The sequence below is a fragment of the Achromobacter sp. genome, from assembly GCF_050285585.1.
In the GTDB taxonomy this organism is placed as follows: domain Bacteria; phylum Pseudomonadota; class Gammaproteobacteria; order Burkholderiales; family Burkholderiaceae_B; genus Achromobacter.
On record NZ_JBLZXF010000001.1, the window covers coordinates 482,224 to 508,247 of the forward strand.

At 68.0% G+C, this 26,024-nt stretch carries 26 protein-coding genes; 14 read left to right on the top strand and 12 right to left on the bottom strand.

Annotated features, from left to right (window positions below; genetic code table 11):
• Positions 1-393: 393 nt before the first annotated feature.
• The 5 genes from ACN6PJ_RS02270 to ACN6PJ_RS02290 all read left to right on the top strand — a co-directional run bounded on the left by ACN6PJ_RS02270 (position 394) and on the right by ACN6PJ_RS02290 (position 5,327).
• Positions 394-1,509, top strand: coding sequence for a high-affinity branched-chain amino acid ABC transporter substrate-binding protein (locus ACN6PJ_RS02270; RefSeq protein WP_427994271.1), 1,116 nt, complete (start codon positions 394-396; stop codon positions 1,507-1,509).
• A 191-nt stretch (positions 1,510-1,700) separates the two neighbouring features.
• Positions 1,701-2,627, top strand: coding sequence for a high-affinity branched-chain amino acid ABC transporter permease LivH (gene livH, locus ACN6PJ_RS02275; protein ID WP_427994272.1), 927 nt, complete (start codon positions 1,701-1,703; stop codon positions 2,625-2,627).
• Entirely contained in the window at positions 2,627-3,862 is a 1,236-nt protein-coding gene (locus ACN6PJ_RS02280) for a high-affinity branched-chain amino acid ABC transporter permease LivM (RefSeq protein WP_427994273.1), read from the top strand. Before livH ends, ACN6PJ_RS02280 begins: the two co-directional genes overlap by 1 nt.
• Positions 3,859-4,626 carry a high-affinity branched-chain amino acid ABC transporter ATP-binding protein LivG gene (gene livG, locus ACN6PJ_RS02285; RefSeq protein ID WP_427994274.1) on the top strand — a complete coding sequence of 256 codons (768 nt, stop codon included), beginning with the start codon at positions 3,859-3,861 and terminating at the stop codon, positions 4,624-4,626. The genes ACN6PJ_RS02280 and livG overlap by 4 nt, the downstream gene beginning before the upstream one ends.
• Positions 4,626-5,327 (top strand): ABC transporter ATP-binding protein, encoded by a 702-nt coding sequence (locus ACN6PJ_RS02290; RefSeq protein WP_427994459.1) that lies wholly within the window; start codon positions 4,626-4,628, stop codon positions 5,325-5,327. The genes livG and ACN6PJ_RS02290 overlap by 1 nt, the downstream gene beginning before the upstream one ends.
• Before the next feature lie 62 nt (positions 5,328-5,389).
• Here ACN6PJ_RS02290 and ACN6PJ_RS02295 read toward each other — a convergent pair whose 3' ends face one another.
• From ACN6PJ_RS02295 to ACN6PJ_RS02305, 3 genes are read right to left on the bottom strand one after another with little or no spacing between them, the layout of a single operon-like run.
• Positions 5,390-6,133 (bottom strand): aspartate/glutamate racemase family protein, encoded by a 744-nt coding sequence (locus ACN6PJ_RS02295; RefSeq protein ID WP_427994275.1) that lies wholly within the window; start codon positions 6,131-6,133, stop codon positions 5,390-5,392.
• A 1-nt stretch (position 6,134) separates the two neighbouring features.
• Complete coding sequence (locus ACN6PJ_RS02300) at positions 6,135-7,601, bottom strand: N-acyl-D-amino-acid deacylase family protein (RefSeq protein WP_427994276.1); 1,467 nt, start codon at positions 7,599-7,601, stop codon at positions 6,135-6,137.
• Between the two features lies 1 nt (position 7,602).
• Entirely contained in the window at positions 7,603-8,580 is a 978-nt protein-coding gene (locus ACN6PJ_RS02305; RefSeq protein ID WP_427994277.1) for a Bug family tripartite tricarboxylate transporter substrate binding protein, read from the bottom strand.
• 129 nt (positions 8,581-8,709) lie between these two features.
• On the opposite strand from ACN6PJ_RS02305, the gene ACN6PJ_RS02310 reads away from it, so the two are divergent.
• Positions 8,710-9,681, top strand: coding sequence for a LysR family transcriptional regulator (locus ACN6PJ_RS02310; protein WP_427994278.1), 972 nt, complete (start codon positions 8,710-8,712; stop codon positions 9,679-9,681).
• Between the two features lie 31 nt (positions 9,682-9,712).
• Here ACN6PJ_RS02310 and ACN6PJ_RS02315 read toward each other — a convergent pair whose 3' ends face one another.
• Positions 9,713-10,324 (bottom strand): glutathione S-transferase family protein, encoded by a 612-nt coding sequence (locus ACN6PJ_RS02315; protein ID WP_427994279.1) that lies wholly within the window; start codon positions 10,322-10,324, stop codon positions 9,713-9,715.
• Positions 10,325-10,476: 152 nt separating this feature from the next.
• Here ACN6PJ_RS02315 and ACN6PJ_RS02320 point away from each other — a divergent pair, with 152 nt between their 5' ends.
• Together ACN6PJ_RS02320 and ACN6PJ_RS02325 are read left to right on the top strand one after the other, a co-directional pair.
• The gene (locus tag ACN6PJ_RS02320; RefSeq protein ID WP_427994280.1) at positions 10,477-11,631 is read left to right on the top strand and encodes a PQQ-dependent sugar dehydrogenase; all 1,155 of its coding nucleotides are present in this window, start codon (positions 10,477-10,479) and stop codon (positions 11,629-11,631) included.
• A 5-nt stretch (positions 11,632-11,636) separates the two neighbouring features.
• Entirely contained in the window at positions 11,637-12,275 is a 639-nt protein-coding gene (locus tag ACN6PJ_RS02325; protein ID WP_427994281.1) for a glutathione S-transferase family protein, read from the top strand.
• A gap of 7 nt (positions 12,276-12,282) precedes the next feature.
• Here ACN6PJ_RS02325 and ACN6PJ_RS02330 read toward each other — a convergent pair whose 3' ends face one another.
• Together ACN6PJ_RS02330 and ACN6PJ_RS02335 are read right to left on the bottom strand one after the other, a co-directional pair.
• Positions 12,283-13,197 (bottom strand): DMT family transporter, encoded by a 915-nt coding sequence (locus ACN6PJ_RS02330; protein WP_427994282.1) that lies wholly within the window; start codon positions 13,195-13,197, stop codon positions 12,283-12,285.
• A gap of 131 nt (positions 13,198-13,328) precedes the next feature.
• Entirely contained in the window at positions 13,329-13,706 is a 378-nt protein-coding gene (locus tag ACN6PJ_RS02335) for a DUF423 domain-containing protein (RefSeq protein WP_427994283.1), read from the bottom strand.
• A 194-nt stretch (positions 13,707-13,900) separates the two neighbouring features.
• Between ACN6PJ_RS02335 and parS the strand changes: the two genes are divergently transcribed.
• Both parS and ACN6PJ_RS02345 read left to right on the top strand, forming a co-directional pair.
• Positions 13,901-14,386, top strand: coding sequence for a type II RES/Xre toxin-antitoxin system antitoxin (gene parS / locus ACN6PJ_RS02340; RefSeq protein ID WP_427994284.1), 486 nt, complete (start codon positions 13,901-13,903; stop codon positions 14,384-14,386).
• Positions 14,387-14,426: 40 nt separating this feature from the next.
• A complete protein-coding gene (locus ACN6PJ_RS02345) occupies positions 14,427-14,939 on the top strand; it encodes an RES family NAD+ phosphorylase (protein ID WP_427994285.1) in 513 nt (170 codons plus the stop codon).
• Between the two features lie 10 nt (positions 14,940-14,949).
• On the opposite strand, the gene ACN6PJ_RS02350 is transcribed toward ACN6PJ_RS02345, so the two are convergent.
• Both ACN6PJ_RS02350 and ACN6PJ_RS02355 read right to left on the bottom strand, forming a co-directional pair.
• Positions 14,950-16,008, bottom strand: coding sequence for an alcohol dehydrogenase (locus ACN6PJ_RS02350; RefSeq protein ID WP_427994286.1), 1,059 nt, complete (start codon positions 16,006-16,008; stop codon positions 14,950-14,952).
• A 72-nt stretch (positions 16,009-16,080) separates the two neighbouring features.
• A complete protein-coding gene (locus tag ACN6PJ_RS02355) occupies positions 16,081-17,289 on the bottom strand; it encodes an ABC transporter substrate-binding protein (protein WP_427994287.1) in 1,209 nt (402 codons plus the stop codon).
• A 248-nt stretch (positions 17,290-17,537) separates the two neighbouring features.
• On the opposite strand from ACN6PJ_RS02355, the gene ACN6PJ_RS02360 reads away from it, so the two are divergent.
• Positions 17,538-18,278, top strand: coding sequence for an IclR family transcriptional regulator (locus ACN6PJ_RS02360; RefSeq protein WP_427994288.1), 741 nt, complete (start codon positions 17,538-17,540; stop codon positions 18,276-18,278).
• 27 nt (positions 18,279-18,305) lie between these two features.
• Here ACN6PJ_RS02360 and rocF read toward each other — a convergent pair whose 3' ends face one another.
• On the bottom strand, positions 18,306-19,244 hold the full coding sequence (gene rocF, locus ACN6PJ_RS02365) for an arginase (RefSeq protein ID WP_427994289.1): 939 nt from the start codon (positions 19,242-19,244) through the stop codon (positions 18,306-18,308).
• A gap of 27 nt (positions 19,245-19,271) precedes the next feature.
• Positions 19,272-20,495 carry an ornithine--oxo-acid transaminase gene (gene rocD / locus ACN6PJ_RS02370; RefSeq protein WP_427994290.1) on the bottom strand — a complete coding sequence of 408 codons (1,224 nt, stop codon included), beginning with the start codon at positions 20,493-20,495 and terminating at the stop codon, positions 19,272-19,274.
• A 160-nt stretch (positions 20,496-20,655) separates the two neighbouring features.
• Between rocD and ACN6PJ_RS02375 the strand changes: the two genes are divergently transcribed.
• Both ACN6PJ_RS02375 and ACN6PJ_RS02380 read left to right on the top strand, forming a co-directional pair.
• Positions 20,656-21,477 (top strand): MetQ/NlpA family ABC transporter substrate-binding protein, encoded by an 822-nt coding sequence (locus tag ACN6PJ_RS02375; protein ID WP_427994291.1) that lies wholly within the window; start codon positions 20,656-20,658, stop codon positions 21,475-21,477.
• Between the two features lie 149 nt (positions 21,478-21,626).
• Positions 21,627-23,030, top strand: coding sequence for a diguanylate cyclase (locus tag ACN6PJ_RS02380; RefSeq protein ID WP_427994292.1), 1,404 nt, complete (start codon positions 21,627-21,629; stop codon positions 23,028-23,030).
• Between the two features lie 18 nt (positions 23,031-23,048).
• Here the strand turns inward: ACN6PJ_RS02380 and ACN6PJ_RS02385 are convergent, their stop codons facing one another.
• Complete coding sequence (locus ACN6PJ_RS02385; RefSeq protein WP_427994293.1) at positions 23,049-24,245, bottom strand: MFS transporter; 1,197 nt, start codon at positions 24,243-24,245, stop codon at positions 23,049-23,051.
• Positions 24,246-24,336: 91 nt separating this feature from the next.
• Between ACN6PJ_RS02385 and ACN6PJ_RS02390 the strand changes: the two genes are divergently transcribed.
• The gene (locus ACN6PJ_RS02390) at positions 24,337-24,792 is read left to right on the top strand and encodes an Lrp/AsnC family transcriptional regulator (protein WP_427994294.1); all 456 of its coding nucleotides are present in this window, start codon (positions 24,337-24,339) and stop codon (positions 24,790-24,792) included.
• A 17-nt stretch (positions 24,793-24,809) separates the two neighbouring features.
• Here the strand turns inward: ACN6PJ_RS02390 and ACN6PJ_RS02395 are convergent, their stop codons facing one another.
• Positions 24,810-25,979, bottom strand: coding sequence for a metallophosphoesterase (locus ACN6PJ_RS02395; protein WP_427994295.1), 1,170 nt, complete (start codon positions 25,977-25,979; stop codon positions 24,810-24,812).
• Positions 25,980-26,024 lie beyond the last annotated feature (45 nt).

Here is a 26,024-nt window from a genome sequence, read left to right on the forward strand (position 1 = left end):
AAAACGTCTGGCACGCATACCCGCAGGCAAATAATGATTATCCGTAAGGCCTGCGTAAGTACTGTATTTAAATGCGTACTTAAACGGCGTATTAATGCCCGCGCATATAAATCGCCAAGCACAAGTCCTTGTGGCGCGCCAGCGCGGAATTAAGGTTTATTTGCGAATTCTCCAGTGATTTCACGGGCTTGCGGAGGCAATGCGTCACGATTAAAGGCGGTCTTCAAAATATTGGGGATTACACGCAGTGACAGTATGGCGCCTTGCTTCCAGAATACCGCCCACACCGTATTTTTGCCCAAGAAGCCGGCGACGGGCGATACGGATTACGGGATACCCACCCGATAAGCCGCGTCGAACAGAGCCGCTCAAAACCTCGCTGGAGAACTCCGCATGAAGTTTCTGCATCGTCTTACCCCGGTAGCCGTCGCGCTTGGGGCGCTTGCCCTGGCCGGCGCCGTGCACGCAGCCGACACGATCAAAATCGGCATTCCCCAGCCCATGACGGGTCCCAATACGCAGTACGGCGACCAGATCCAGGCCGGCGCGCTGACCGCCATCGAAACCATCAACGCGAAGGGCGGCGTCAAGGGCAAGAAACTCGAGCCCATCCTCATCGACGATGGTTGCGAACCCAAGCAGGCCGTGCCCGCCGCCAACCGCGTGGTCAACTCCGGCGCCAAGTTCGCCGTGGCCCATGCGTGCTCCGGCGTGACCGTGGCCGCCGTCAAGGTCTACGAGGAAGAGGGCATCGTGGGCATCACCCCTGGCGCCACCTCGCCGCTGGTCACCGACACGATCAAGCCGCACTTCTTCTTCCGCACCATCGGCCGCGACGACCAGCAAGGCCCGTACGCCGCCAACTACATCGCCAAGACGCTGAAGCCCAAGAAGGTCGCCGTGCTGCACGACAAGCAGACCTACGGTTCGGGCGTCGCCACCCAGGTCAAGGACACCCTGGCCAAGGACGGCGTGAACGTCGCGATGTTCGAAGGCATCAACGTCGGCGACAGCGACTACTCGGCCATCATCACCAAGCTGAAGTCGGCGGGCGTGGACCTGGTCTATTTCGGCGGCTACCACCCCGAGCTCGGCCTGCTGCTGCGCCAATCGCGCGAGCAGGGCCTGAAGGTCCAGTTCATGGGCCCCGAAGGCACTGCCAACCAGGACCTGGTGGCGATCGCCGGTCCGGCCATCGAAGGGCTGCTGGTTACGCTGCCCGCCGATTTCACCAAGCTGCCCGGCAACGAAGGCATCGTGAAGGCGTTCAAGGACGCCAAGCGCGATCCGGATGGCGCCTTCCAGATGCCGGCGTACGCCGCCGTGCAGATCCTGGCGGACAGCATCAACGCGGTGGGCGAGGACCCCGCCAAGGTGGCCGACTACATGCACAAGACGGCCTTCAACACCGGGATCGGCAAGGTCGAGTACGACGCCAAGGGCGATCTGAAGAACTTCGAGTTCGCGGTCTACAAGTGGGATAAGAACGGCAAGAAGACCCAGCTGTAAACTCGCGATCCCGCCGGCGGCTCGCCGGCGTGTAGGGCCTGTCGTCCTCGTTCTGCCGTAATCCGCGTAGCGATGCGCCAAAAGCGCTGTGCGGCCGGCAGGAGCCGGTGACAGGCCCTTATAAAATACGCCCAGGTTTCCGGCTCCGGGTCTCTCTACCGGAGCCGGAACTATTTGGAGCAAGAGAAATAATGTCTGACCTCATACCCCAACTTACCCAGCAATTCTTCAATGGATTGTCTCTGGGCGCGATCTACGCGTTGATCGCCATCGGCTACACAATGGTCTACGGCATCATCGGTATGATCAACTTCGCTCACGGCGAAATCTATATGATCGGCGCCTATGTCGGCCTGGTCACCCTGACCGCCATCGGCACCAACAGCGGGTTGCCGATGCCGTTCATCATTGCGGCGATGCTGGTCGTGGCCATCGTGGTTACCGGCATCTACGGCTTTTCCGTCGAGCGCGTCGCCTATCGCCCGGTGCGGGGCAGTCCGCGCCTGGTGGCGCTGATCTCGGCCATCGGGATGTCGATCTTCCTGCAGAACTGGGTGGCCCTGGGCCAGGGCGCGCGCGACATGGCCGTGCCTTCGCTGGTATCGGGCGCCTGGCAGTTCCACATGGGCTCCGATTTCGATGTCACCGTGCCGTATTCGCGCATCATGATCATTCTGGTCACGGTGGCGCTGATGATCGCGCTCACGCTCTTCATCAAGTATTCCCGCATGGGCCGCGCCTCGCGCGCCTGCTCGCAGGACATGCACATGGCGAACCTGCTGGGCATCGACACCAACCGCGTGATCTCGTTCACGTTCGTGATGGGCGCGATCCTGGCGGCGGTGGGCGGCGTGCTGATCGCCATCACCATCGGCAAGCTCAATCCCTTCATCGGCTTTCTGGCCGGCATCAAGGCCTTCACGGCGGCGGTGCTGGGCGGCATCGGCAGCATCCCCGGCGCCATGCTGGGCGGCGTGCTGCTGGGCCTGGCCGAAACGTTCGCGGCAGCCTATATCTCGTCGCAGTACAAGGACATCGTGGCGTTCTCGCTGCTGGTCCTGATCCTGCTGTTCCGTCCCACCGGGCTGTTGGGCAAACCTGAGGTGGAAAAAGTCTGATGTCGAACAACAACCTGAAAAACGCCGCGATGGCGGCCGTGCTGACGGCGGTCATCGTTACCCCGGTCTTCGGTCTGCAACTGATCCGCCAGGGCGCGCGCACCAGCATGGAGACGAACTGGTCGCTGGTGGCCATCGCCGCCGCGATCGTGTTCGTGTTCCAGCTGTTGCGGCCCTGGATCGCCAAGCCGTTCCAGAAACTGAAGACGGGCCTGCCCACCTTGCCGGCCGCGCCGGTCAAGACCCACAAGCCGCTGGCGCTGCTGCTCCTGGCGATCGCGGTGATCTGGCCGTTCTTCGCCGGCCGCAGTTCGGTGGACATCGCCACGCTGGTGCTGATCTACGTGATGCTCGGCCTGGGCCTGAACATCGTCGTCGGCTTCGCCGGCCTGCTGGACCTGGGCTTCGTCGGCTTCTATGCCGTGGGCGCCTATACCTACGCCTTGCTGTACCACTGGGGCGGCTGGAGCTTCTGGGAGGCGCTGCCGTTCTCGGGCGCGATGGCGGCGCTGTTCGGCTTCATCCTGGGCTTTCCGGTGCTGCGGCTGCGCGGCGACTACCTGGCCATCGTGACGCTGGGCTTCGGGGAGATGATCCGGCTGCTGCTGATCAACCTGAACACGCTGACCGGCGGCCCCGACGGCATCTCCGGCATTCCCAAGCCTACGGTGTTCGGCATGGAAATGACGCGCCGCGCCAGCGAGGAGGGAGGCACCACGTTCCATGAATTCATGGGCTGGACCTTCCAGAACCAGCACATGGTGATCTATCTGTACCTGATGGCATTGCTGCTCGCGCTGGTGACGCTGTTCGTGTCGACGCGCCTGATCCGCATGCCGGTCGGCCGCGCCTGGGAAGCCCTGCGCGAGGACGAGATCGCCTGCCGTTCGCTGGGCCTGAACCCCACGCGCATCAAGCTGTCCGCGTTCACGCTGGGCGCCATGTTTGCCGGCTTTGGCGGCGCGTTCTTCGCGGCGCGCCAGGGCATGGTGAATCCGGAGTCCTTCACGTTCATCGAATCCGCGCTGATCCTGGCCATCGTGGTGCTGGGCGGCATGGGTTCTCAGGTAGGCGTGATCCTCGCTGCCATCCTGCTGACCGTGCTGCCCGAGCTGGCGCGCGAGTTCGCCGAGTACCGGATGCTGATGTTCGGTCTGGTGATGGTGTTGATGATGATGTGGCGTCCGCAGGGGTTGTTGCCCATGAAGCGTCCCCACGTGGAGCTGGCCAAATGAGCGAGGCATTGCTGAAAGTTTCCGGGCTCACCATGCGGTTCGGCGGCCTGCTGGCCGTGGACAGCGTGGCGTTCGAAGTCAAATCCGACGAGGTCTTCGCCATCATCGGCCCCAACGGGGCCGGCAAGACCACGGTATTCAACTGCGTGGGCGGCTTCTATTCGCCGACGGCGGGCGAGATCATCATGGACGGCCAGGCCATCACCGGCCTGCCCAGCCACAAAGTGGCGCGCCATGGCCTGGTCCGCACGTTCCAGAACGTGCGGCTGTTCAAGCAGCTGACCGTGCTGGAGAATCTGCTGGTGGCCCAGCACACCCAGGTGGAATCGCGCCTGCTGCCGGGGCTGCTCAAGCTGAAGTCCTATCGCCAGTCAGAGGCCGACGCGCTCTCGCGCGCGGCCCAATGGCTGGATTTCATGGGGCTGCGCGAGTTCGCCAACCGCGAGGCGGGCAACCTGGCCTACGGGCACCAGCGCCGGCTGGAGATCGCCCGCTGCATGATCACCAAGCCGCGCCTGCTGATGCTGGACGAGCCGGCCGCCGGCCTGAATCCCCAGGAGAAGCGCGACCTGCAATCGCTGATCGACCAGCTGCGGCGCGAGTTCGGCGTGGCGGTCCTGCTGATCGAACACGACATGAGCCTGATCATGGGTATTTCCGACCGCATCCTCGTCATGGAGCACGGCAAGCCCATCACTACCGGCACCCCCGAGCAGGTGCGCAACGACGAGCGCGTCATCAAGGCGTACCTCGGGGAGGAATGATGCTTAAGCTGGAGAACATACATACCTACTACGGCGCCATCCAGGCGCTCAACGGGGTGTCGGTGGACGTGAACCAGGGCGAGATCGTCACGCTGATCGGCGCCAACGGCGCCGGCAAGACGACCTTGCTGATGACGGTCTGCGGGAACCCCCGCGCGAAGGAAGGCCGGATCACGTTCGAGGGCGAGGACATCACCCACAAGGACACGCACCACATCATGCGCAGCGGCATCGCCATTTCGCCCGAAGGGCGGCGGGTCTTCAAGGACCTGACGGTGGCCGAGAACCTGAAGATGGGCGGCTTCTTCTCGAAGCGCGAAGAGATCGAGGCGGGTATCGACCACGTCTACGGCCTGTTCCCGCGCCTGAAGGAGCGGGCCAGCCAGCGGGCCGGGCTGATGTCGGGCGGCGAGCAGCAGATGCTTGCGATCGGCCGCGCGTTGATGACGCGTCCGCGCCTGCTGCTGCTGGACGAGCCCACCCTGGGCCTGGCGCCGCTGGTGATCGCGCAGATCTTCGACATCATCCGCGAGATCCGCGAGCAGGGCGTGACGGTATTCCTGGTGGAACAGAACGCGAACAAGGCGCTGGGCGTGGCCGACCGCGGCTACGTGCTGGAGAACGGCCGCGTCGTGCTGCAGGACACGGGCGCCAACTTGCTGGTCAACGACCAGGTGCGCAAGGCGTACCTGGGCGGTTGACCGCTATCCCCGCGAAGGGATATTGGGGCGCATCGCAAGATGCGCTTTTTTTTCGGCGCCCCTCAGGCGGCGATCAATTCCCGGGGCGCGTCAGTCAGATAGTGCGCGATCGCCGCGCGGGCCAGCGCATCGATGGAGTCCGTCAGCGTCACCCCGAGGCCAGGGCGCAGGGCGTGCGGCACGGCCAGCGGCAGCTCGGTGCAGCCCAGCACCACCGCGTCGGCCCCGCGCGCGCGCAGGCGGGCGATGCATTCGGCGGCCGGGGCGAAGGCCTCTTCCAGCAGGTTGCCCTTGACGGCGCGGATCGAGCCCATGCAGTAGCGCTCGACCTCTTCGTCGTCGGGCACGATGCATTCATAGCCCTGCGCTTCGAGGTGCCGCTGGTAGAGGCCGAGCTTGAGCGTGGCCGCCGTGCCCATCAGGCCGATGCGGCCCTTGGGCAGGCCCAGGCGGCGCAGGTCTTCGATGACCGCCTGGATGATGTGCAGCACGGGCAGGCCCGTGGACGCGGCGATCTGGTCGTACCAGAGATGGGCCGTGTTGCACGGGATTGCGATGAGTTGCGCGCCGGCCCGTTCGAGGAAGCGCACGCCCTCCACCATGTGGGGCAGGGGATTCTCGCCGCCCGCCATGTAGGCGCTGGAACGGTCGGGAATGCGGGGATCGTTGCGCAGCAGCGTGGGGATGTGCTGCTGGTCGACATCGGCGGGCGTCAGCGCCGCCAGGCGCAGGGCAAAGGCCGCTCCGGCCATGGGACCCATACCGCCCAATACACCCAGGTAACAACCCTGGGAATAGGTATTCACGTTATTCACTCCGAGATAATGCGGCGCCGGGCGCCAGAACCTGGCCCGGGCGTTCGGCGCCCGTCCGTTCCCCATCCCATACGCGCCTGCCATTGACCCATACCGCCTGGATGCCTTGGCTTGCCTGAACGGGAGCTGAAAAAGTGGCCACATCCGTTACCGTGGCGGGATCGAACAGCACCAAATCAGCATGATACCCCTCGCGCAGCCGGCCGCGCTCGGCGATGCCGTATTGGTCCGCGGCCAGGCCGGTCATTTTGTGGATGGCGGCCTCCAGCGACAGCAGCCGCCGTTCGCGCACCATCGTGCGCAGCACATTGGTGAAGGTGCCCCATTGGCGCGGGTGCGGATGCGGATCGAAGGGCAGGCCGTCCGAGCCCACCATCGTCAGCGGATGCGCGAAGATGCGATCGACGTCCGCGGGGGCCATCAGGAAATAGATCGCGCCGGCCGGGGCCAGGCGCGCGATGGCCGCCTCGTCGTCCAGCCCCAGTTCGGCCATGACCTCGCTGAAATCGCGGCCCGTGGCTTGCGGATATCCCTTGGACCAGGTGATCATCGTGCGGCTCGCCAAACGGGCCCGGTCCAGCCGCAGCATCGTCGAGGTGGCGGGGTAGGGGTGGCAGTCCAGGCACACGGGCTGCGTGGCGGCGGCGCGGCGGATCAGGTCCAGCGTTTCGCGGCTGCGGCCGTGATTGCGTTCCCCCGCCAGCTTGTGGTGCGAAAACACGACCCGGCAGCCCAGCTCGCGGCCAATCGTCAGGGCTTCCTCCATCGCCGGAACGATATGGTCCGCCTCGTCGCGCAAATGGGTGGCGTAGAGACCCGCGCGCCCGCGCAGCGGCGCGCAGACGTCGATGATCTCCGCCGTGGGCGCGGCGCTGGCCGGCGGATAGAACGTTCCTGTCGAGACGCCGAAGGCGCCGGCATCCAGCGCTTCCTCCAGGAGCGCGCGCATGGCGGCGCGCTCGCGGTCGTCGGCCGCGCGGGACGTGTCCCGCATGACGGCCACGCGCAGCGTGGTGTGGCCCACCAGGGGCACCACGTTGACCGCCGCGGGAGTCTGCCGCAAGGCGTCCAGCCAGGCGCGGAATGTGCCGTAGCGGAACAGCGCCGCGGGTCCCAGCAGGTCCAGGGGCTGGGGGACCTCGGCGCGCGCCAGCGGGGCCAGGCTGATGCCGCAATTGCCCGTGACGACCGTGGTGATGCCCTGCGACACCTTGGGCAGCATGTCCGGATGCGCCAGCAGGTAGCCGTCATCGTGGGTGTGGGAGTCGATGAAGCCCGGCGCCAGGACCTGGCCCCGGGCATCGATCACCGGCACGGCGGCCGGATGGTCGAAGTCGCCCACGGCCACGATGCGCGCGCCCAGCACCGCCAGGTCTCCCTGGCGGGCGGGCCCGCCCGAGCCGTCGATGAGCGTGGCGCCGGCCACGATGAAGTCAGCCTGCAAGCGGGACATGGTCATTTCAGTCGAGTTTCTCGATGCCGGCGGATTCGATGATCTGGCGCCACTTGGCGGTTTCGCGGTCGATCAGCTGCTTGAACTGGGCGGGCGAGCCGCTGGCGGGTTCGGCGCCCAGCGTGGCCAGGCCGGCGCGCACGTCGGGGGCCTGCAGCGCCTTCTGGATGGCGGCGTTCAGCGTGGCGACCACGTCGTCGGGCGTGCCCTTGGGCGCGACCACGCCGCCCCAGGAGATGGTTTCATAGCCCTTCACGCCGGCCTCGTCGAGAGTCGGCACGTCCGGCATCATCGGCAGGCGCTTCAGGCTGCTGACGCCGATGGCGCGCACCTTGCCGCTCGTGACCAGCGGCGCGGCCTCCGAGGTGTTCACGAACAGGTAGTCCAGGCGCCCGCCCAGCAGATCCTGGATGGCGGCGGGGCCGCCGTTGTACGGGATGAACATCACGTCGACCTTGGCCATGCTCTTGAAGAGCTCGCCGCCCATGTGGCCGGTGGTGCCGACGCCGGAGGCGCCGTAGGACAGGCGGCCCGGCTCCTTGCGGGCGCGCTCGATCAGGTCCTGCACGCTCTTGATGGGCGAGTCGGCCGGCACGATCAGCGCGTTGTACAGGTCGAACAGATGGGCGACGGGCGTCAGGTCCTGGTCCACGTCATAGGGCAGGCGCTTGAACAGCGAGCGGTTCACCGCCAGCGTGTTGATGTTGCCATAGCCCACCGTGTAGCCGTCCGCGGCGGCGCGTTTCACCAGCGCGATCCCGATGTTGCCGGCCGCGCCGGGGCGGTTTTCGATCACCAGCGTGGCGCCGGTGTCGCGCGCGAGCTGCGTCGTGATCAGGCGCGACAGCACGTCGGGCGAGCCGCCGGCGGCGGAAGGCACCACGAAGGTGATGGGCTTGTCGGGATAGGCGCCGGCGGAGGCGGTGGCCGACAGCGCGGCGCCGAGCGCCAGCGCGGACAGGCCGCGGAAGAAGCGGTTGCGCATGATGATTCCCCTGTTCTGTTGTGGTGGAGGCCGGCAGGTTACACCCGGGGCCGCGCCGGGCCGTCATCGAAAAATGTCGAAAACCTATAATCGGCCGTTATCGATTCGTGCGGTTGGCGCGGGGGAAAAATGGATATGCACGCCTATGCGGACGAGGTGGGGCCTACGGCCGGCCGGCCCTTGAACCTGAGGCAGATCGAAGTGTTCCGGGCGATCATGATGTCCGGTTCGATCAGCGGCGCGGGGCGTATGCTGCACGTGTCGCAGCCCGCCGTCAGCCGGGTGCTCGCGCTGACCGAAAGCCGCCTGGGCTACCGGCTGTTCGAAAGAGTGAAGAGCCGCCTGTCTCCCACCGCCGAGGCGCGGCGGCTGTATGCGGAGGTGGAGCAGGTGTATGGCGGCATCCAGCGGGTGAACGACCTGGCCGCGAGCCTCGGGCAGTCGGGCGCCGGCATGCTGAAGATCGTCGCCAGCGCCAGCTTCGGCCAGCGCCTGATCCCGATGGCGCTGGACCGCTTCCGCAACCGCAACGCGGACGCGCGGGTGGACTACCGCAGCGTGACCTTCGACGAGCTGGCCGCCTACTTCCTGTCGGGGCAGGCCGACATCGGCATTTCGATGCAGCCGCCGGATCATCCCAACCTGACCTCGCTGCGGCTGGCGCAGGTGCCGGTGATCTGCGCGCTGCCCGCCGCGCATCCGCTGGCGGGCCGCGAGGTGGTGCGCCCGGAGGATTTCTCGACGGCGGCCTGGATAGGCTATCCGCGCGATACGCCCCTGGCGCGGGCCTTAAAGCCGTTTTTCGGCGAGCGGGGGGGCTGTCCGGCCGCGGTGGAGGTGCATTCTCCGGTGACCGCATGCTCGTTCGTGCAGCAGGGGCTGGGGCCGGCCCTGGTGGACGCCTGGTGCGTCACGCCGGATCAGGCCGCCCACATGGTGCTGCGGCCGATACTGCCGGCGGCCTGCGTGGATATCTGGGCCACCCATTCGAACCTGAGCGCGCCGCCGCTGCTGGCCAGACGCTTCCTGGCGGCCGTCAAGAAGACGCTGGAGGACGGGGCGCCGCCGGACCTGGCGGGAATGCCCGCCAGCCCCGGCTGACGCCGGACGGCGGCCGCGCCCGGCATGCCGCTTACAGGCCTTCCGCAGCCAGCGCGGCCTGCACGCCTTTGTCGGCTTCCATGCGCTTGAAGAAGGCGGCGAGGTTGTCTTGCCCCGTCAGGTCTACTTCCTTGGCGCGGGCCCAGCGCAGCACCACGTAGAGATAGGCGTCGGCGATCGAGGGCGCGTCGCCGGTCAGGTAGGGCTTGCCGGCCAGTTGCGCGTCCAGCTGCGAGAAAAGCTTGGTCAGCAGCCGGGAGGCGGAGCCGGCCAGCTCCTTCTGGGCGCCTTCCTCCGACACGAAGCGCGGCGCGCCGAAAATCATCGAGAAAGTCTTGTGGACGTCGGAATTGACGAATCCGAGCCAGCGGCGGACTTCGGCGCGCCCGCGGGCCGAGCCATCGCCCATCAGTTTGGACTGCGGGGCCTGCTCGGCGAGGTACTCCAGGATGGCCGCGTTCTGGGTGACCGTCCAGTCGCCGTCCGACAGCGCCGGCACCGCGCCCAGCGGATTGACCTTCAGGAACTCGGGGCCTTTCAGTTCATCGCGGCTGAGCTTGTGCGTTTCGTAGGGCTTGCCGATCCATTCGAGGACGATGTGGGAGGCGAGCGAGCACGCGCCGGGCATGTAGTACAGTTTCATGTGATGGAGTCTCCTGGAAGGAAGGACGGGAGCCCCCGTCCTTGGCCGATATGGTACGCCACCCGCGCGTCCGCCCGCGGGGCTTGCGGCGCGCCGGGCCATGGGTTGCGCCCGCCACGACGCATTCAGACCAGTTGCCGCCGGAGATGACCATGCCGCCACGCCCCGCCGCGAGCACGCGCGCTTTCTTCCTGCTCCTGTCCCTGTCCACGGCATTCGCCGCGCCGACGCAGGCGGCCCCGGAGCCGCCCTCGGTGGAGGCCCGGGTCACCCTGGTCGCGGGCGGGCTGGATCATCCCTGGTCGATGGCGTTCCTTCCTGGCGGAGGCATGCTGATCACCGAGCGTTCCGGCAGCCTGCGGCTGCTGAGCGCGGCGGGCGGCCTGTCCAAGCCCCTGGTCGGGCTGCCGAAGGTGGCGGCGCAGGGGCAGGGCGGCTTGCTCGATGTCGCGCTCTCTCCCGATTTCGCCGACGACCGCTACGTCTACCTGTCATATGCGGAAGCCGACGGCTCCCGAAGCGGCACCGCCGTGGGGCGCGCGCGCCTGTCGGACGACGGCACGGCGCTGGAGGGCTTTCGCGTGCTGTTCCGCCAGGAGCCCAAGCTCTCGTCCGGCCTGCACTACGGATCGCGGCTGGTGTTCGACCGCAAGGGCTATCTGTACATCTCGCTGGGCGAGAACAACCAGCGGCCAACCGCGCAGGACCTGGACAAGCTGCAAGGCAAGGTGGTGCGGCTGAAGGCCGATGGCTCGGTGCCGCCGGACAATCCCTTTGCGGGCCGGGCCGGCGCCCGCCCGGAAATCTGGTCCTACGGGCACCGGAATCCCCAGGGCATGGCGCTGAATCCCTGGTCCGGCGAGCTCTGGGAGAACGAGCACGGGCCGCGGGGCGGCGACGAAATCAATCTCGTCCGGCCGGGCAGGAACTACGGCTGGCCGCTGGCGACCCACGGCATCAACTACTCGGGCCAGCCCATCCCCGAAGCCAAGGGCGGCACGCTGCCGGGCATGGAGCCGCCGCTGTTCTGGTGGCCCAAGTCGCCCGCGATCAGCGGGATGGCGTTCTACGACGCCGACCGCTTCCCGGCGTGGCGCAATTCCCTGTTCATCGGCGCGCTGGCCAACCAGAACCTGATCCGCCTGACCCTGGACGGCGACCGCGTGGTGGCGCAGGAGCGCCTGCTGGTGGACCGAAAGAGCCGCATACGCGATGTGCGGCAAGGGCCGGACGGCTACGTGTACGTATTGACCGATGCTTCGCCCGGCGAACTGCTGCGGGTGGCGCCGGCGGATTCCGGAGGATGAATGCCATGAAACCATATGAGCTGATCGGGTCGGCGGGCTGCGGGTCCGCCATCGTCGAAATGGCGCTGGTGCTGGCCAATGTGCCGCACATGCTGACGGACATTCCCTACCTGAGGCCCGGTTCGGAGCGCGACCGGCTGCTGCAGCTGAATCCGCTGGGCCAGGTGCCGACCCTGGTGATGCCGGATGGCGAGGTCATGACCGAGAGCGCGGCCATGATTCTGCACCTGAACGACGTGGCGCCGCAGGCCGGGCTGGCGCCGCCGGCCGACAAGCCGGAGCGGGCGCGTTTCCTGAACCTGCTGATCCGGCTGGTAGGCGCGATCTATCCCACGTTTACGTACGGCGACGATCCGCCGCAATGGACGACGGCGGGCGCGCCCGCGGACCTGCTGCGCGAGCGCGTGCACATGCGGCGGGCCGAGCTGTGGCAGGAATTGGAACGCCAGGCCGGCGCGCCGCACATGCTCGGGCGGCGGTTTTCGGCGCTGGATCTGTACGTCACCGTGATGACGCGCTGGCGTCCGGGGCAGGCGTGGTTCGAGTCCATCTGCCCGGCCTTGGCCGCGGTGGCCCGGGAGGCCGCGCTGGAGCCGAACGTGGCGCGCGTGCTGCGCCGGCATTTTCCGGCGCCCACGGAGTAGCGGTGCGTCAACCCGCGGCGGGCCGGCGGGGACGGGCCTTGGCGCGCGCTTCGCGCACGGCGATGTACACCCCGCTGCCGGCGATGAACAGGGCGCCCAGGTAGGCGTAGGCGTCGGGCGCCTCCCGCCAGAATATCCAGCCCAGGATCGTGGCCCAGATCAGCCCCGTGTAATCGAAGGGCGCGACCACCGAGGCGGGGCCGATGCGAAAGCCCTGCGTGATGAGGGCCAGGCCCAGCGTGCTGAAGAGCGCCACGGCGCCGAAATAGGGCAGATCTTCCATGGCGGGCGCGCGCCAGACCCAGGGCAGGGCGACCGCGCTGCACACCAACTGGCCCAGCACGATGTAGAAGGTGGTCGTCAGCATGCCTTCGCCGCGGCTGATGCCGCGCGCGGTAATCATCATGACTGCGTAGAGGAAGGCGGTGGTCAAGGGCAGCAGGGTGGCCGCCTGGAAGGCCGCGGTGCCGGGACGCACCACGATCAGCACGCCGGCGAAGCCCGCCAGCACCGCCAGCCAGCGCTTGCCGTCCACGCGCTCCTTCAGGATCAGTACCGACAGTGCCGTCACGAACAGCGGGGCCGCGAACGCGATGGCCGTGGCCTCTGCCAGCGGCAGCGCGCGCAGTCCCAGGTAAAAGCAGCAGGCGGACACCACATTGATGGCGCCGCGCGTCAGGTGCAGGCCAGGGTGAGTGGTCCGCAGCACGCGGCGTCCGCCCAGCCACAGCGCCAGCGTCATGACGAATGGCAGCGCGATGAGGGCGCGCAGGAACAGGATCTGCAGCGGGTTGTAGGCGGAGCCCAGCCATTTGGCGTTGGCGTCGCTCAGGGTCAGGAAGAAAATGCCGCCCACCACGCAGGCGATGCCTGCGGCAGCGGAATGATTCTGGGTGGAGGGCAATGCGGTCGAGGTGGACATCTACAGCCTGGAAAAGCGGCGGTTCCTGCCGCCGTAGGGGGGATGAAAAAATGCGGCCGGTTCGGGGCGGGTCAGCCCCGGGCGGGTCAGCCCCGGGCGGGTCAGCCCCGGGCGGGTCAGCCCCGGGCGGGTCAGCCTTGGGCGCGATAGGCGGCCAGCGCCACCATGGCCCATGAGGCCAGGAAGGCGGCTCCGCCGAACGGCGTAACGGCGCCCAGCCAGTGCGTGCCCGTCAGGGACAACACGTACAGGCTGCCGGAGAACAGCACGATGCCCACGAACATCACCACGCCGGCCGCCGACAGCAGGGGCGAGCCATAGCGGGCGCCCAGGAGCGCGACGGCGAACAGGCCCAGCCCGTGGATCAGGTGGTACAGGACCCCAGTTTGCCAGACGGCCAGCAGTTCGGGCGTGATCATGCGCTTGAGCCCGTGGGCGCCGAAGGCCCCCGCGCCGACCGCCACCATGAGGTTCAACGCCGCGAGTATCGTGAGCTGCCGGTCCGTCATTGCCTGTCCTTGTCGTAGAGTCTGATGAATCGTGTTACAGCCGCCTATGATAGGCCCAAATCCGGCACATGCCCGGCGCGCGATGGCTGTTGCGGCCGTGACCCCGGTCTTGCCGCGGAACTACCAAATGGGATATTATGAATTCAATTTGGTATTGCCCGTGGCCCGGGGCCGCGGCCTTCCAGGAGGATGCCATGACCATCGCCATCGTCGAAAAATCCCCCGCCAAGCGCGGCGCGACCGCCAAGCGCCCGCCCCGGCACCCGGCCGCGCGGGCCAAGCAACTGTTCCGCGGGCTGGTGGACAGCCCCTTGATGGAAATGGCGCGCGACGTGAGCCGCGGCTTGCCGGCGCAGATGGTCGACGACGCCGCCGACTATCTTCAGGTGCCCAAGTCGGAGATCATGGCGATCACCGAGGTCAAGGCGGCTTCGCTGTCGCGCTGGACGCGCGAAGGCCATATGCTGCCCCTGGGAGAGTCCGACCGCCTGGCCCGCGTGGCGCGGGTGGTCCGGGTGGCCCGCCAGGTGCTGGGCAGCGAGGAAGAGGCGGTGCAGTGGCTGAATACGCCGGTGCCCGCGCTGGGCAACGTCAAGCCGCTCTCGCTGCTGACGTCGGACGCCAGCAGCCGCATCGTCGAAGACACCCTGGCCCGCGCGGCGGCCGGCGTCTACGCCTGAGCCGCCAAAAGCCCGGACGGCGCACCATGAAGGCAGCCCCGTGACCGGCAACGTTTCGCTATGGCGCATCGGCACGACGGCCGGCAAGTACCGGGCGGATGACCTGAGCGGGGCGGGCGCGGCCGCCGTGGGCGGCCGCTACAACAGCCCGGGCACCGCCGTGGTCTATGCCTCGTCGTGCGTGTCGCTGGCGGTGCTGGAGACGGTGGTGCATTTCGCGGCGCGGGCCTCCGAGCAGGCCAACCGCTACCTGATCGAGCTGTCGGTGCCGCGCGCGCTCTACGACGCCAGGCAGATCCTGACCCTGGACCAGCTGCAGGACGACTACCCGTTCTGGGACGCGGTCCCGTTCGCCGAGGCGGCGCAAGGCGTGGGCGACAACTGGGCCGCCTCGGGCGTATCGGCGCTGTTGCAGGTTCCCAGCGCGATCGTGGCCTGTGCCGGCGTGCCGGATTTCAACCTTCTCTTGAATCCCGCGCATCCCGACGCCGCCCTCATCGAGGTCGTGCGGCGGGAGCGCTTCATCTACGATCCGCGGTTGAAGAGCAAATAGCCGGAAGGCCTCAGCTGGTCAGCACCGCGCGGCCCACGACCTTGCCCGCCCGCAGGGAGGCCAGCACGCTGTCGGCTTCCGACAGGGCGTAGCGGTGCACCGGGATGGGAGGCACCTTGCCGGCGCGCACCAGCTCCATCAGTTCCTGCAATTCGGCCAGGTTGCCCACGTAGCTGCCGATGATCGACAGGGCCTTCATCGGGATCAGCGCGATCGGCCACGACGAGGCGCCGCCGAAGAGGCCCACGATGATCAGCTTGCCGCCCTTGGTCAGGAAATCGAAGGCGAGCGAGGTGGTGGCGGGCGCGCCCACCAGGTCGATCGCGGCTTGCGCGGGTTTGCCGCCGGCGGCCTTGATGATCTGCTGCGCGGCATCGGGCGCGGCACCGTCGATCGCGGCCAGCGCGCCGGCTTCCAGCGCGGCCTGGCGCTTGGCCGGGTCGATGTCGACCACGATGGCGCCGGCGCCGCCCAGCGCCTTGATCAACGTCAGGCACATCAGGCCCAGGCCGCCCGCGCCGAAGATCACGACCGGATGCTCGCTGTAGATATTCGCGCCGATCTTCTTCAGGGCGGAATAGGTGGTGAGGCCAGAGCAGGCGTACGGCGCGATCTGCGCCGGTTCCAGGTCGCCGATATCGATCAGGTAGCGCGGGTGCGGCACCAGGATGTGGTCGGCGTAGCCGCCGGCGCGGTGCACGCCCAGGCAGGCGGGGGCGGAGCAATGGTTCTCCATGCCCGCCAGGCAGGACGGGCAGTTGCCGCAGCCGATCCAGGGATAGACCAGGTAGTTGCGGTCGGACGCCAGCCCCTGCGCCTGCGGGCCGGCCGACACTACCGAGCCGACCGTTTCGTGGCCCATGGTCAGCGGCAGCGAGACGCCGCGGTCCTTCAGGGACAGGGTGCGGCCCTGGCCCAGGTCGTAGCCGCCTTCCCACAAGTGGATATCGCTGTGGCAAACGCCAGCCGCGCGGACCTTCAGCAGCACCTGCGACCCTTGCGGCGTGGGCGTGGGCGGATTCATTTCCTGCAGGGGCTCGCGGAAGTTCACGACGCAATAGCACTTCATGGGTTGTCTCCTTTGGGGTGTCGTTGCTGCCGGGCCGCCGCCCCGCGTAACGGGCGCGGCGCCGGAAGGGCATTACTTCTTTACGGTCGGGCACTCGCTGTCCGCCAGGGACACGAAGACCTTTTCACCCGGCACCGTGGACAGGATGCGGTAGAAGTCGCCGGAGTACTTGGATTCGGCGGGTTTCTTCACTTCGACCAGGTACAGGTCCATGATGACGCGGCCGTCTTCGGGACGTACCCGCGCATTCTTGATCAATTTCGTGGTGATGGGCAACTCGCGCATCTTCTGGTTGACGGCGGCGCCGTCGAACGAGCCGACCGCCTGCGCCGCCTGCAGGTAGTGCGTGGTTGCGACGTAGCTCAGCGCCTGCACGATCGAGGGCGCGCGGGTCACGCCCATCTTCTTCTGCCAGCGTTGCGTCCAGGCGCGGGTATCTTCGTCGGCGTCCCAGTAGAAGCCGGTGGGGAACGTCAGGCCCTGGGCGACGGGCAGGCCCATCGCCTGGACGTCGTTGATGAAGGTCAGGAAGGTCAGCATGCGCTGATTGCCGCCGGTGAGGCCGAACTCCTGCGCCTGCTTGATGAGATTGACCAGGTCGCCGCCGGCGCTGGCCAGGCCCACGACGTTGGCCTTGGACGATTGCGCCTGCACCAGGAACGAGGCGAAGTCCAGCGCGCCCAGCGGATGGCGCGTGCTGCCCAGCACGGTGCCGCCCGCGTTCTGCACGAAGCGCGTGGCGTTGCTCTCCAGGGACTTGCCGAAGACATAGTCGGTGGTGATGAAGTACCAGGATTTGCCGCCGTTCTCGACCACGCTCTTGACCACGGCGTTGGCCAGCGCGTAGGTGTCGGGCGCCCATTGCGTGCTGAGGTTGCTGCATTGTTTGCCGCTGAAGTCGCCGGCGAAGCCGCCGCTGATGAGGGCGGTGCCGCCTTTCTCGCGGGCGACGCCCTGGGCGGCCAGGCCGGCCGAACTGGCGCCGCCGTCCACCACGGCCACCAGATTCTGCGTGTCGAACCAGCGGCGCACCAGGGCCGAGGCCACGTCTGCCTTGTTCTGGTTATCGGCGCCGACGACTTCCACGGTCTTGCCGGCGACCTTGCCGCCGAAATCCTCGACGGCCATGCGAACGGCCATTTCCGAACCCAGCCCGCCGAGGTCGGAATAGATCCCGGAACGGTCATTGGATACGCCGAGGCGCACCACGTCGGATTGGGCATGGGCCGCGGTCGCGGCCAGCGCGGCGGCCAACGCCGCCAACAGGGGTTTGATACGCATCTGCTTTGTCTCCCAGCCCGCTCGGGGCCGAATTATCGATGTTCGTTTGGACGCGGTGTATCTGGCCTGGCCGCCGGTTCTCCAGCCGGTTGAAAATTATTTCTAGTTGGTGAATAAAAATTCCTGTGCAAGAATTTATGTTTCCATACAGGGAAAGTCAACATAGTGGAATACCCAGGGCATGTTGGCGCGGCAGGGCGAGGCCCGATCGCTGGGCCTGCGCGGGAACCAGGAGACAGGTGGCCGTCATGGAAGTGAAGCTCGTCGCACGCACGCTGGAACTGATCGAACTGTATGCACAGGTGCGGCGCCCATTGCCGCTTACCGAGCTGGCGCAGGGGTTGGGCGCGCCGATGTCGAGCTGCCTGGCGCTGGTGCGCACACTGGTGGCGCGCGGCTATCTGTACGAGGTGCGCCGTCGCGGCGGCTATTACCCGACCGCCAAGCTGCATGCGCTGAGCGCGCAGATCCTCACGGGCGATCCCTGGCTGGAGCAGGTCCGCCCGCAGCTCGTCGCCTTGCGCGACGCGGCCGACGAGACGGTCATGCTGGCCAAGATCCAGGACGGCGACGTACTGTATGTCGACGTGGTGGAGGCCATGCAGCCGGTGCACTACACCGCAAGGCCGGGCACCCGCCGGCCCCTGCATACCAGCTCCGTGGCCAAGGCCATCCTGGCGCGCCTGCCGCCGGCCGAGCGCGAGACCGTGCTGGCGGCGGTGGAATACACGCGCTACACGGAGCGCACGCTGGTCACGCGCCAGGCGCTGCTGGCCGAGGTCGAGCGCGCGGCGGAAAGAGGCTGGGCCGAGAACGTGGGCGAAAGCGTGGCGGACCTGACCGGGCTGGCCGTGGCGCTGGACCTGGGCGGCGAATGGTATGCGCTTTGCATGGCGGGCCCGACCTCGCGCATGGGCGAAAGGCGCGAGGAGCGCCTGCGCCAGCTGAGCGCCGCGGCCGAAGGAATCCGGCAGGGGCGGGAAGGTTAGGGCCCGCTCCCTGAACGGAGCGCTGCCTCAGGCGCCGCGCCGCATCAGGGTGGATTTGCCGAACAGGCTTTCGATGAGGTCCACGGCCAGTTCCGCGGTCTTGTTGCGCACGTCGAACGCGGGGTTAAGCTCCACCACGTCGAGCGACCGCATGAGGCCCGTGTCGGCGATCATCTCCATGCAGAGCTGGGCTTCGCGGTAGGTGGGGCCGCCGGGCACCGTGGTGCCCACGCCAGGCGCGATCTCGGGATCGAGGAAGTCCACGTCGAAGCTCACGTGCAGGTGCGTGTCGGCGTCCAGGCCCGAGAGCGCCGCCTCCATGGTGGCGCGCATGCCCATTTCGTCGAGGTAGCGCATGTCGAAGACTTCAAGGCCCGCTTCGTGGACCAGCCGCTTCTCGCCCTGGTCCACGCTGCGGATACCGATCTGGCGCACCCAGCCCGGCTCGATGTCCGGAGTCTGGCCGGACAGGCCGGTGATCTGTTGCGGCCCGTAGCCGCACAGGCAGGCGACGGGCATGCCATGGATGTTGCCGGTGGGGGTCAAGGCATGGGTGTTGAAGTCGGCGTGGGCGTCCAGCCACAGCACCCGGAGTTTCTTGCCGGCCTCGCGGCAGTGGCGGGCCACGGCGCTGATCGACCCGATGCCCAGGCAGTGGTCGCCGCCCAGCAGGATCGGCAGATGCCCCAGGCGCAGCTCTTCGTAGACGGCGTTGTGCACCACGCGGTTCCAGGCCGCCACCTCTTCAAGATGGCGGTAGCCGTCCACGGGCGGCAGCCAGGGATTGGCGGGGCCGTACAGGTTGCCGCGGTCGGTGACCTGGAAGCCCTGGGCTTCGATGACGGGCCCCAGGTCGGCCACGCGCAAGGCCTCGGGCCCCATGGATGCGCCGCGGGCGCCCGCGCCGATGTCGGTGGGCGCGCCGATGAGGGTGATGAGCTTGGGCTGGGGGGACGTGTTCTGCAAGTTGCGGGCTCCGGACAAGGTGCGTCTTCAAGGGGCGGATAGTACCGCGGCGAGCTGGTCGCAAGCCCAATCGATCTGCTCGCGCGTCACGATCAGGGGCGGGGAGAGGCGCAGGGTGTGGCCGTGGGTATCCTTGACCAGCATGCCGCGCTCCTGCAGGCGTTCGCACCACAGGCGGGCGCCGCCCGCGGCGGGCTCCAGCTCGACGGCCAGCATCAGGCCGCGGCCGCGCACTTCGCGCACGGGGCCGGGCAGCGCGCGCAGGCGATCGAGGAAATACTGCCCCATGGCCGCGGCGTTTTCTATCATGCCTTCTTCCGTAAGCACGCGCAGCGCGGCGCGCGCAATCGCGCAGGCCAGCGGATTGCCTCCGAAGGTGCTGCCGTGCTGGCCCGGCTGGAAAACGCCGAGCACATCGGCGTTGGACAGCACCGCCGACACGGGATAGAAGCCGCCGGAGAGCGCCTTGCCGATCAGGGTGACGTCGGCTTCGATGCCTTCGTGCTCCTCGGCGAGCAGCTTGCCGGTGCGCCCCAGCCCGGTCTGGATTTCGTCCAGGATCAAGGTGATGCCCCGTTCCGTGCAGCGCCGCCGCACCCGGGCGAAGTAGCCGGCGGGCGGCAGCACGACGCCGGCCTCGCCCTGGATGGGTTCGACCAGGAAGGCGACGGTGTTCGGCGTGATGGCGGCATCGAAGGCTTCGTAGTCGCCGAAAGGGACGATCTTGAAGCCCGGGGCGAAGGGGCCGTAATGGCCGTAGGCGTCCGGGTCGGTGGAGAAGCCGACGATGCCCAGGGTGCGGCCGTGGAAGTTGTTGGCGCAGACGATGATTTCCGCCTCGCCTTCAGGCACGCCGCGCACTTCGTAGCCCCATTTGCGCACGGCCTTGATGGCGGTTTCCACGGCTTCCGCGCCGCTATTCATGGGCAGGATCTTGTGCGCGCCTGTCAGGCGGGCCAGGTCTTCGTAGAACGGCGCCATCTGGTCGTGCCGAAACGCGCGCGAAGTCAGCGTGAGCGTCTGCGCCTGTTCGGTCATGGCGGCCAGGATGGCGGGGTGGCAGTGCCCCTGATTGACGGCCGAATACGCGGACAGGCAATCCAGGTATCGGCGGCCATCGACGTCGTAGAGCCAGACGCCGCTGCCGCGGGCGATCACCACGTCCAGCGGATGGTAGTTGTGGGCGCCCAGCTGGTCTTCGACCTGGTCGCGGCGGCTGGCCGCGGACGGGGATGTCAATACGGCGCTCATGAGCGTCTCCCGAGGACGTATTGATGCCATCTTAGCGCCGCTTGCCGGGCGCGGGGATTGCCATTGCGTGACAAAGGCCTTTGCCGGCGGCGGCCCCGCGCTGCTGCACAATAGCGGCTATGCCGGGCGACGCCCCGTTTTCCCTACCAGGATGGTGTTCATGTTCATGCGACGACTGTTTTCGACACTGACCCGCGGCGCCGCCATTGCGGCGCTGGGCCTGGCCTGCGGAACCAGCGCGCTGGCGCAGGACAAGCCCTTGCGGATCGGCGTGATCGCCAGCGTGGCGAACGCGGCCACGGAGCTGGCGATCGCCCAGGCCAGGAAGGAAGGGCTGGACGTGCAACTGGTGGAGTTCAATGACTGGGTGTTGCCGAACATCGCGGTGGCGGACGGCTCGGTGGATGCGAACTTCTTCCAGCACGAACCTTTCCTGCAATTGTTCAACCAGCGCCGCGGCGCCGACCTGGTGCCGATCGCCTATGGCTATTCCACCACGATCGGGCTGTTCTCCAAGAAACTCAGGAAGGGCGATCCCGTGCCCGACGGCGCAACGATCGCGGTGCCCAACGATCCGGTGAACACCGGCCGGGCCCTGTTGCTGCTGGAGTCCATCGGGCTCATCAAGCTGAAGCCCGGCGTGGCCCATCGGGCGGCGCTGGAGGACGTGGTGTCGAATCCGAAGAAGCTGAAGTTCGTGCAGATCGAAGGCTCGCAGTCGGCGCGCACGTTCGACGACGTGACCGCGTCCGTGACCTACACGACCTTCGCCAAGCAGGCCGGCATCAACGAGAAGGACGGCCTGGCGTTCGACAACACGGATCCGGTCAACGTGCGCCGTTACGCGATCCGGTGGGTGGCCACGCCGAAGGGCGCCCAGGACCCCCGTTTGCTGAAATTCATCGCGATCTACCAGCAATCGCCCGAGGTCAAGGCCAAGCTGCGCAGCCTGTACGGCGACCTGATCGACTTCCCCTGGTAGGGCGCCGGCCCGCCGGGCAGGCGTTGACGATTCTTGGCAATCCCCCGCGGACGGAGCCCGTATACTGGCGCCGACTCCCGGCCCGGCATTCCGGCGTTGCCGGTCCCGCTCCGGCCCGCGTGGTTCGACGCCTCTACACCGATTGCAGCATGCGAAGTTCATCGTCCACCCACGCGGTCAGCGTTCCGGCGCCGGTCCCGGAAGACGCCCGCATCCTCGCCGCCGCCAGCGGCATCCTGGAGGCGGAGCCGAACGCGCGGTTCTTCCAGGAGCTGGTCCGCCGCGCGGTCGAGGACATGGGGGTGGACTATGCCTGGGTGCGGCTGGACGGTCCGGCCTGTGGGGCGGAGTTCACCGCCAGCCAGAGCGGCGGCGCCGGCCTGTCCGCGAACGCGGCAGGCGCCGCCGCCGAACTGGGGGCACGGCTGGCGCCGGCGGCCTCGTACGTGTGCCTGGACGGCATTCCCGCAAGTCATCCCTGGTTCAGGCAGGCGGCCGCGCGCGCCTGCGTCGCGCATACGCTCCTCGACGCGGACGGAACCGCTTGCGGCCACATCGCCTTCCTCTTCAGGCGCGGCCTGGCCGACGCCTCAGGCTACTCGGCCGCGCAGGCCATGCTGGCCGCCTTCGCCCGGCATGCCGTGCTGGGGGCGGCAGCGCGCGAACGCGAGCTTGCGCGCCTGCGCGACGTGGTGCGGCAGCATGAAGCCCTGTTCCAGACGGCGCCGGTCCTGATCAACGCGTTCGGGCCCGATGGACGCTGCACGCTCTGGAACGAAGCCTGCGAACAGCGTTTTGGATGGACGGAGGCCGAGGTCAAGGCCTGCCGGAACCCGCTGGAGTTGTTCTATCCCGATCCGCAAACCCGGCAGCAGGTCATCGACACCGTCGGACTGCGGCCGAACCGCGCGTTCCGCGAATGGCATCCGCGCGCGCGTAGCGGGGAACGGTTGGCGGTGCTGTGGTCGAACGTCCGCTTGCCCGACGGCAAGGTGGTCAATATCGGAATGGACATGACGGACAACCGGCGCACGGAAGCGGCCCTGGCGCGCCTGGCGCGGATCGACGACCTGACTGGCTGCTGGAATCGCGCGGAGATCCTCAAACGCGTGGAGGACAGGCTGGCCGCCGCCGCGCGCGGAGAAGGCGGCCCGAATACGGCGCTGATGCTGGACCTGGACTACTTCAAGCAGGTCAACGACCGCTACGGGCACCTGGGAGGCGATACGGCCCTGCGGCATTTCTGCGACCAGTTGAGAGCCTGCCTGCGCGAAGACGACTCGATCGGCCGCCTGGGGGGCGAGGAGTTCCTCGTGCTTCTGGCCGATTCGGACGTGGACGTGGCGCACGCGGTCTGCGCCCGCCTGCGCGCGAGCCTGCGGCAGCATCCCGTGGATATCGACGGGGAAGCGGTGGCGCTGTCGGTAAGCGGCGGCATTGCGCGTTTCGCCGAAGGGGACGCGAGCGCGTCGGACGTGCTGCGCCGCGCCGATTTCGCGCTCTACCAGGCCAAGCGGGCCGGACGCGACTGCGCGGTGGAATACCGGGTCTGAGCGCGGCGCCCGGACCGCTCAGGCGGCCGCTTCGCCGCGGGCGGCGCGCCGTCCGTTCAGGCGCCAGTGCAGGCCGATGGCGGCGGCCGCAAGCGCGGCGGCGGCCGCGAGACCCAGCGTTTCGAAGCCGGCGCGCGCGTAGATGGTGCCCGCGACCGCGGTGCCGACGCTGGCTCCCAGGTACGTCGTGCAGGTATTCAGGCCCAGCACCGCGCCGCGTTCGTCGGGACGGGCGCGGGAAAGCAGCAGCACCAGCAGATTCAGGCTGAGCTGCGAGGCGGCTCCCCACAGGGTGGCGATGGCCAGCACGGCCGCCAGCGAATGCGCGGCCGGCAGCAGGCCCGCGTAGACCAGCGCGATGGCGCCCAGGGCCAACGGCAGGGCGCGGCGCGGACCCGCGCGCTCGATCAGCGGCGCGCCCATCATGCCAGCCAGCAGGAAGCCCGCGCCGTAGGCGAAGGCGATGAAGCCCACTTGTCCGGCGGATAGCGCCAGCAGGGAGCGCACGTGGTCGGCCAGGAATGCGTACACGCCATAGAATGCCGACGAGAAGGCCAGGCAGCCCAGCAGCAGCGCCGGCACGTCGCGATACGAAAGCGGCGCCAGCAGGCGGGACAGGCGCAGCGGGGCGGGATGGGCCGCCCGCCGCTCCGGCAGGCGGCGCAGGCCGAGCACTGCGACCGCGGCGCACAAGGCCAGCGTCGCATAGGTGGCGCGCCAGCCCACGGCGTCCGAGATCAGGGCGGACAGCGGCACGCCGGCCACGAGAGAGACGGACCAGCCCGAGATGACCCGGCCCAGCGTGCGCGCCTCCTGGCCGGGCGGTGCGACCAGCGAGGCCGAGCCGTAGGCGGCCGGCAGGATCACGCCGGCCGCCGCGCCCGCCAGCGCCTGGGCCAGCGTCAGCACGATCCAGTGCGGCGCGGCGGCGGACAGCAGCAGGGCCGCGATCAGGACGGCCATGGCCGCCAGCAGGGCGCGCCGGATGCCGATGCGGTCGATGCGCGCGGCAAGAAAGAAAGCGCTGGCGGCGGTCGCCGCGCCGTAGGCCGAAATGGCCGTGCTGATCGTCAGCGCGGACGTGGAGAACGAGCGGGCGACGTCGCTGAGGATGGGGCTGAGCGCCAGGCCGTTGGAGCCGACGACGCTAACGGCGAACATCAGGGCGGGAACGGAAGAAGCGGGGCGGGTGCTGCGGGTGCTACGGCTATGCATCCCGGAATTTTATTGGAATAAAATAAGGGTTAACGCTTATATTCCCTTATTCCATAAAAGTTCGAATGCCGTTCGGCAGAATGCAATTCCAATGTCAGACCTAGACGACCGCGACCGAAAACTGTTAACGCTGCTGGCGGGCGATGCCACGCCCAGCTATGCGGAATTGGGCAAGATGCTGAGTCTTTCCGCTCCGGCCGTGCACGAACGCGTCAAGCGGCTCAAGCGCGACGGATTGATCAAGGGCATCGCCGCCAGGCTGGACGGTGCCAGGATCGGCCGGCCGCTGCTGGCCTTCATCCATGTGGACACCAACAACTGGAGCATCACCCAGCAGGTGCTGGGACTGGCGGAGCTGAACGAGGTCGAAGAGATCCACACCATCACCGGCAAGAGCGCGATGCTCCTGAAGGTGCGGGTGCGCGACACCCAGGCGCTGGAACAGCTGCTGGCGCGCATCCACCAGATCGAAGGCATCACCAACACCACGAGCGACATCGCGCTGACCAGTTACCTGGAGCGCGGTCCGCTGCCGGACAACGCCTGAACCGGGGCGCGGCCGCCTCAGCGCGCCGGGGCCGCGCGCAGGCGCAGCCGCGTGATCTCCGACGGCGCGCCCAGCCGTTTGGGCGGCCCCCAATAGCCGGTGCCGCGGCTGGTGTACACCCACATTCTGCCCATCCGATGCAGCCCGGCCGTATAGGGCTGCTGGAAGCGCACGAAGAACCCCCAGGGGAAGAACTGCCCGCCATGCGTATGGCCGGAGAGCTGCAGGGTATAGCCCAGCGGTTCGGCTGCGGCCGCGCTGCGGGGCTGGTGAGCCAGAAGGATTTTGGGCAGGGCGTCGGCGGGCGCGCCGGACAGCGCGGCGGCGGGGCTGCTGCGCTGCTGGGGATCGAAGGCGCCCGCGCCGTAGTCGGTCACGCCCGCCACGACGACCGGCAGGCCGGCGGGATGGATGACGGCATGCTCGTTCATCAGCACGCGCAGGCCCATGCGGCGGAACTCGGCCACCCAGGGCGCGGCGCCTGAATAGTATTCGTGGTTGCCGGTGACCAGGTAGGCGCCAAAGGGCGCCCGCAACTGGCCAAGCGGGCTGGCCTGGGCGGCCAGGTGCTCGACGCTGCCGTCGACCACGTCGCCGGTGATAGCGATCATGTCCGGCAACAGGTCGTTGACGGCATCCACGATGGCCTGCACATAGCGCTTCTTGATGGTGGGCCCGACATGGATGTCGCTGATCTGGACGATGGTGAAGCCGTCCAGGTCCGGAGCGAGCCCCTCGATCGGGACGTCCACGTCGACGACGCGCGCGCGCCGCCGCGCGTTGTACAAGCCGATCAGCGTGCCGGCCAGCGCGAGGCCGACGACTGCCCAGGCGCTGGCCTGGCGCAGCAGCGCCCAGGGCAGCGCGCCATCCATGGGCAACGTGGCCAGCCAGCCGGCCAGCAGCAGCGCGTCGCGCAGCACCGTCAGCACGAAGAGGGAAGAGAACAGGCCCATCGCGAACAAGCCGACCCAGGCGATGCGGTCGCCCCAGGGCGGATGCAGGGACGAGCGGGCCAGCATGCCCAGCGGGATCAGGACGCAGGACAGCACCAGGACGAGAGCGGCGGCGGCGGACTCCTTGCCGCCTAGCATGGCGTCGGGAATCAGGCGGGCGCCCACGTAGACGTGGGCCAACGCGCCCAGGGTCAGGAAACGCAGGAAAAACGAGGATTGGCGTAAGGACACAGGCGGCTCGGGAGGCGCGCCCGCGGGTGGGCCCCGGGCGCGCGT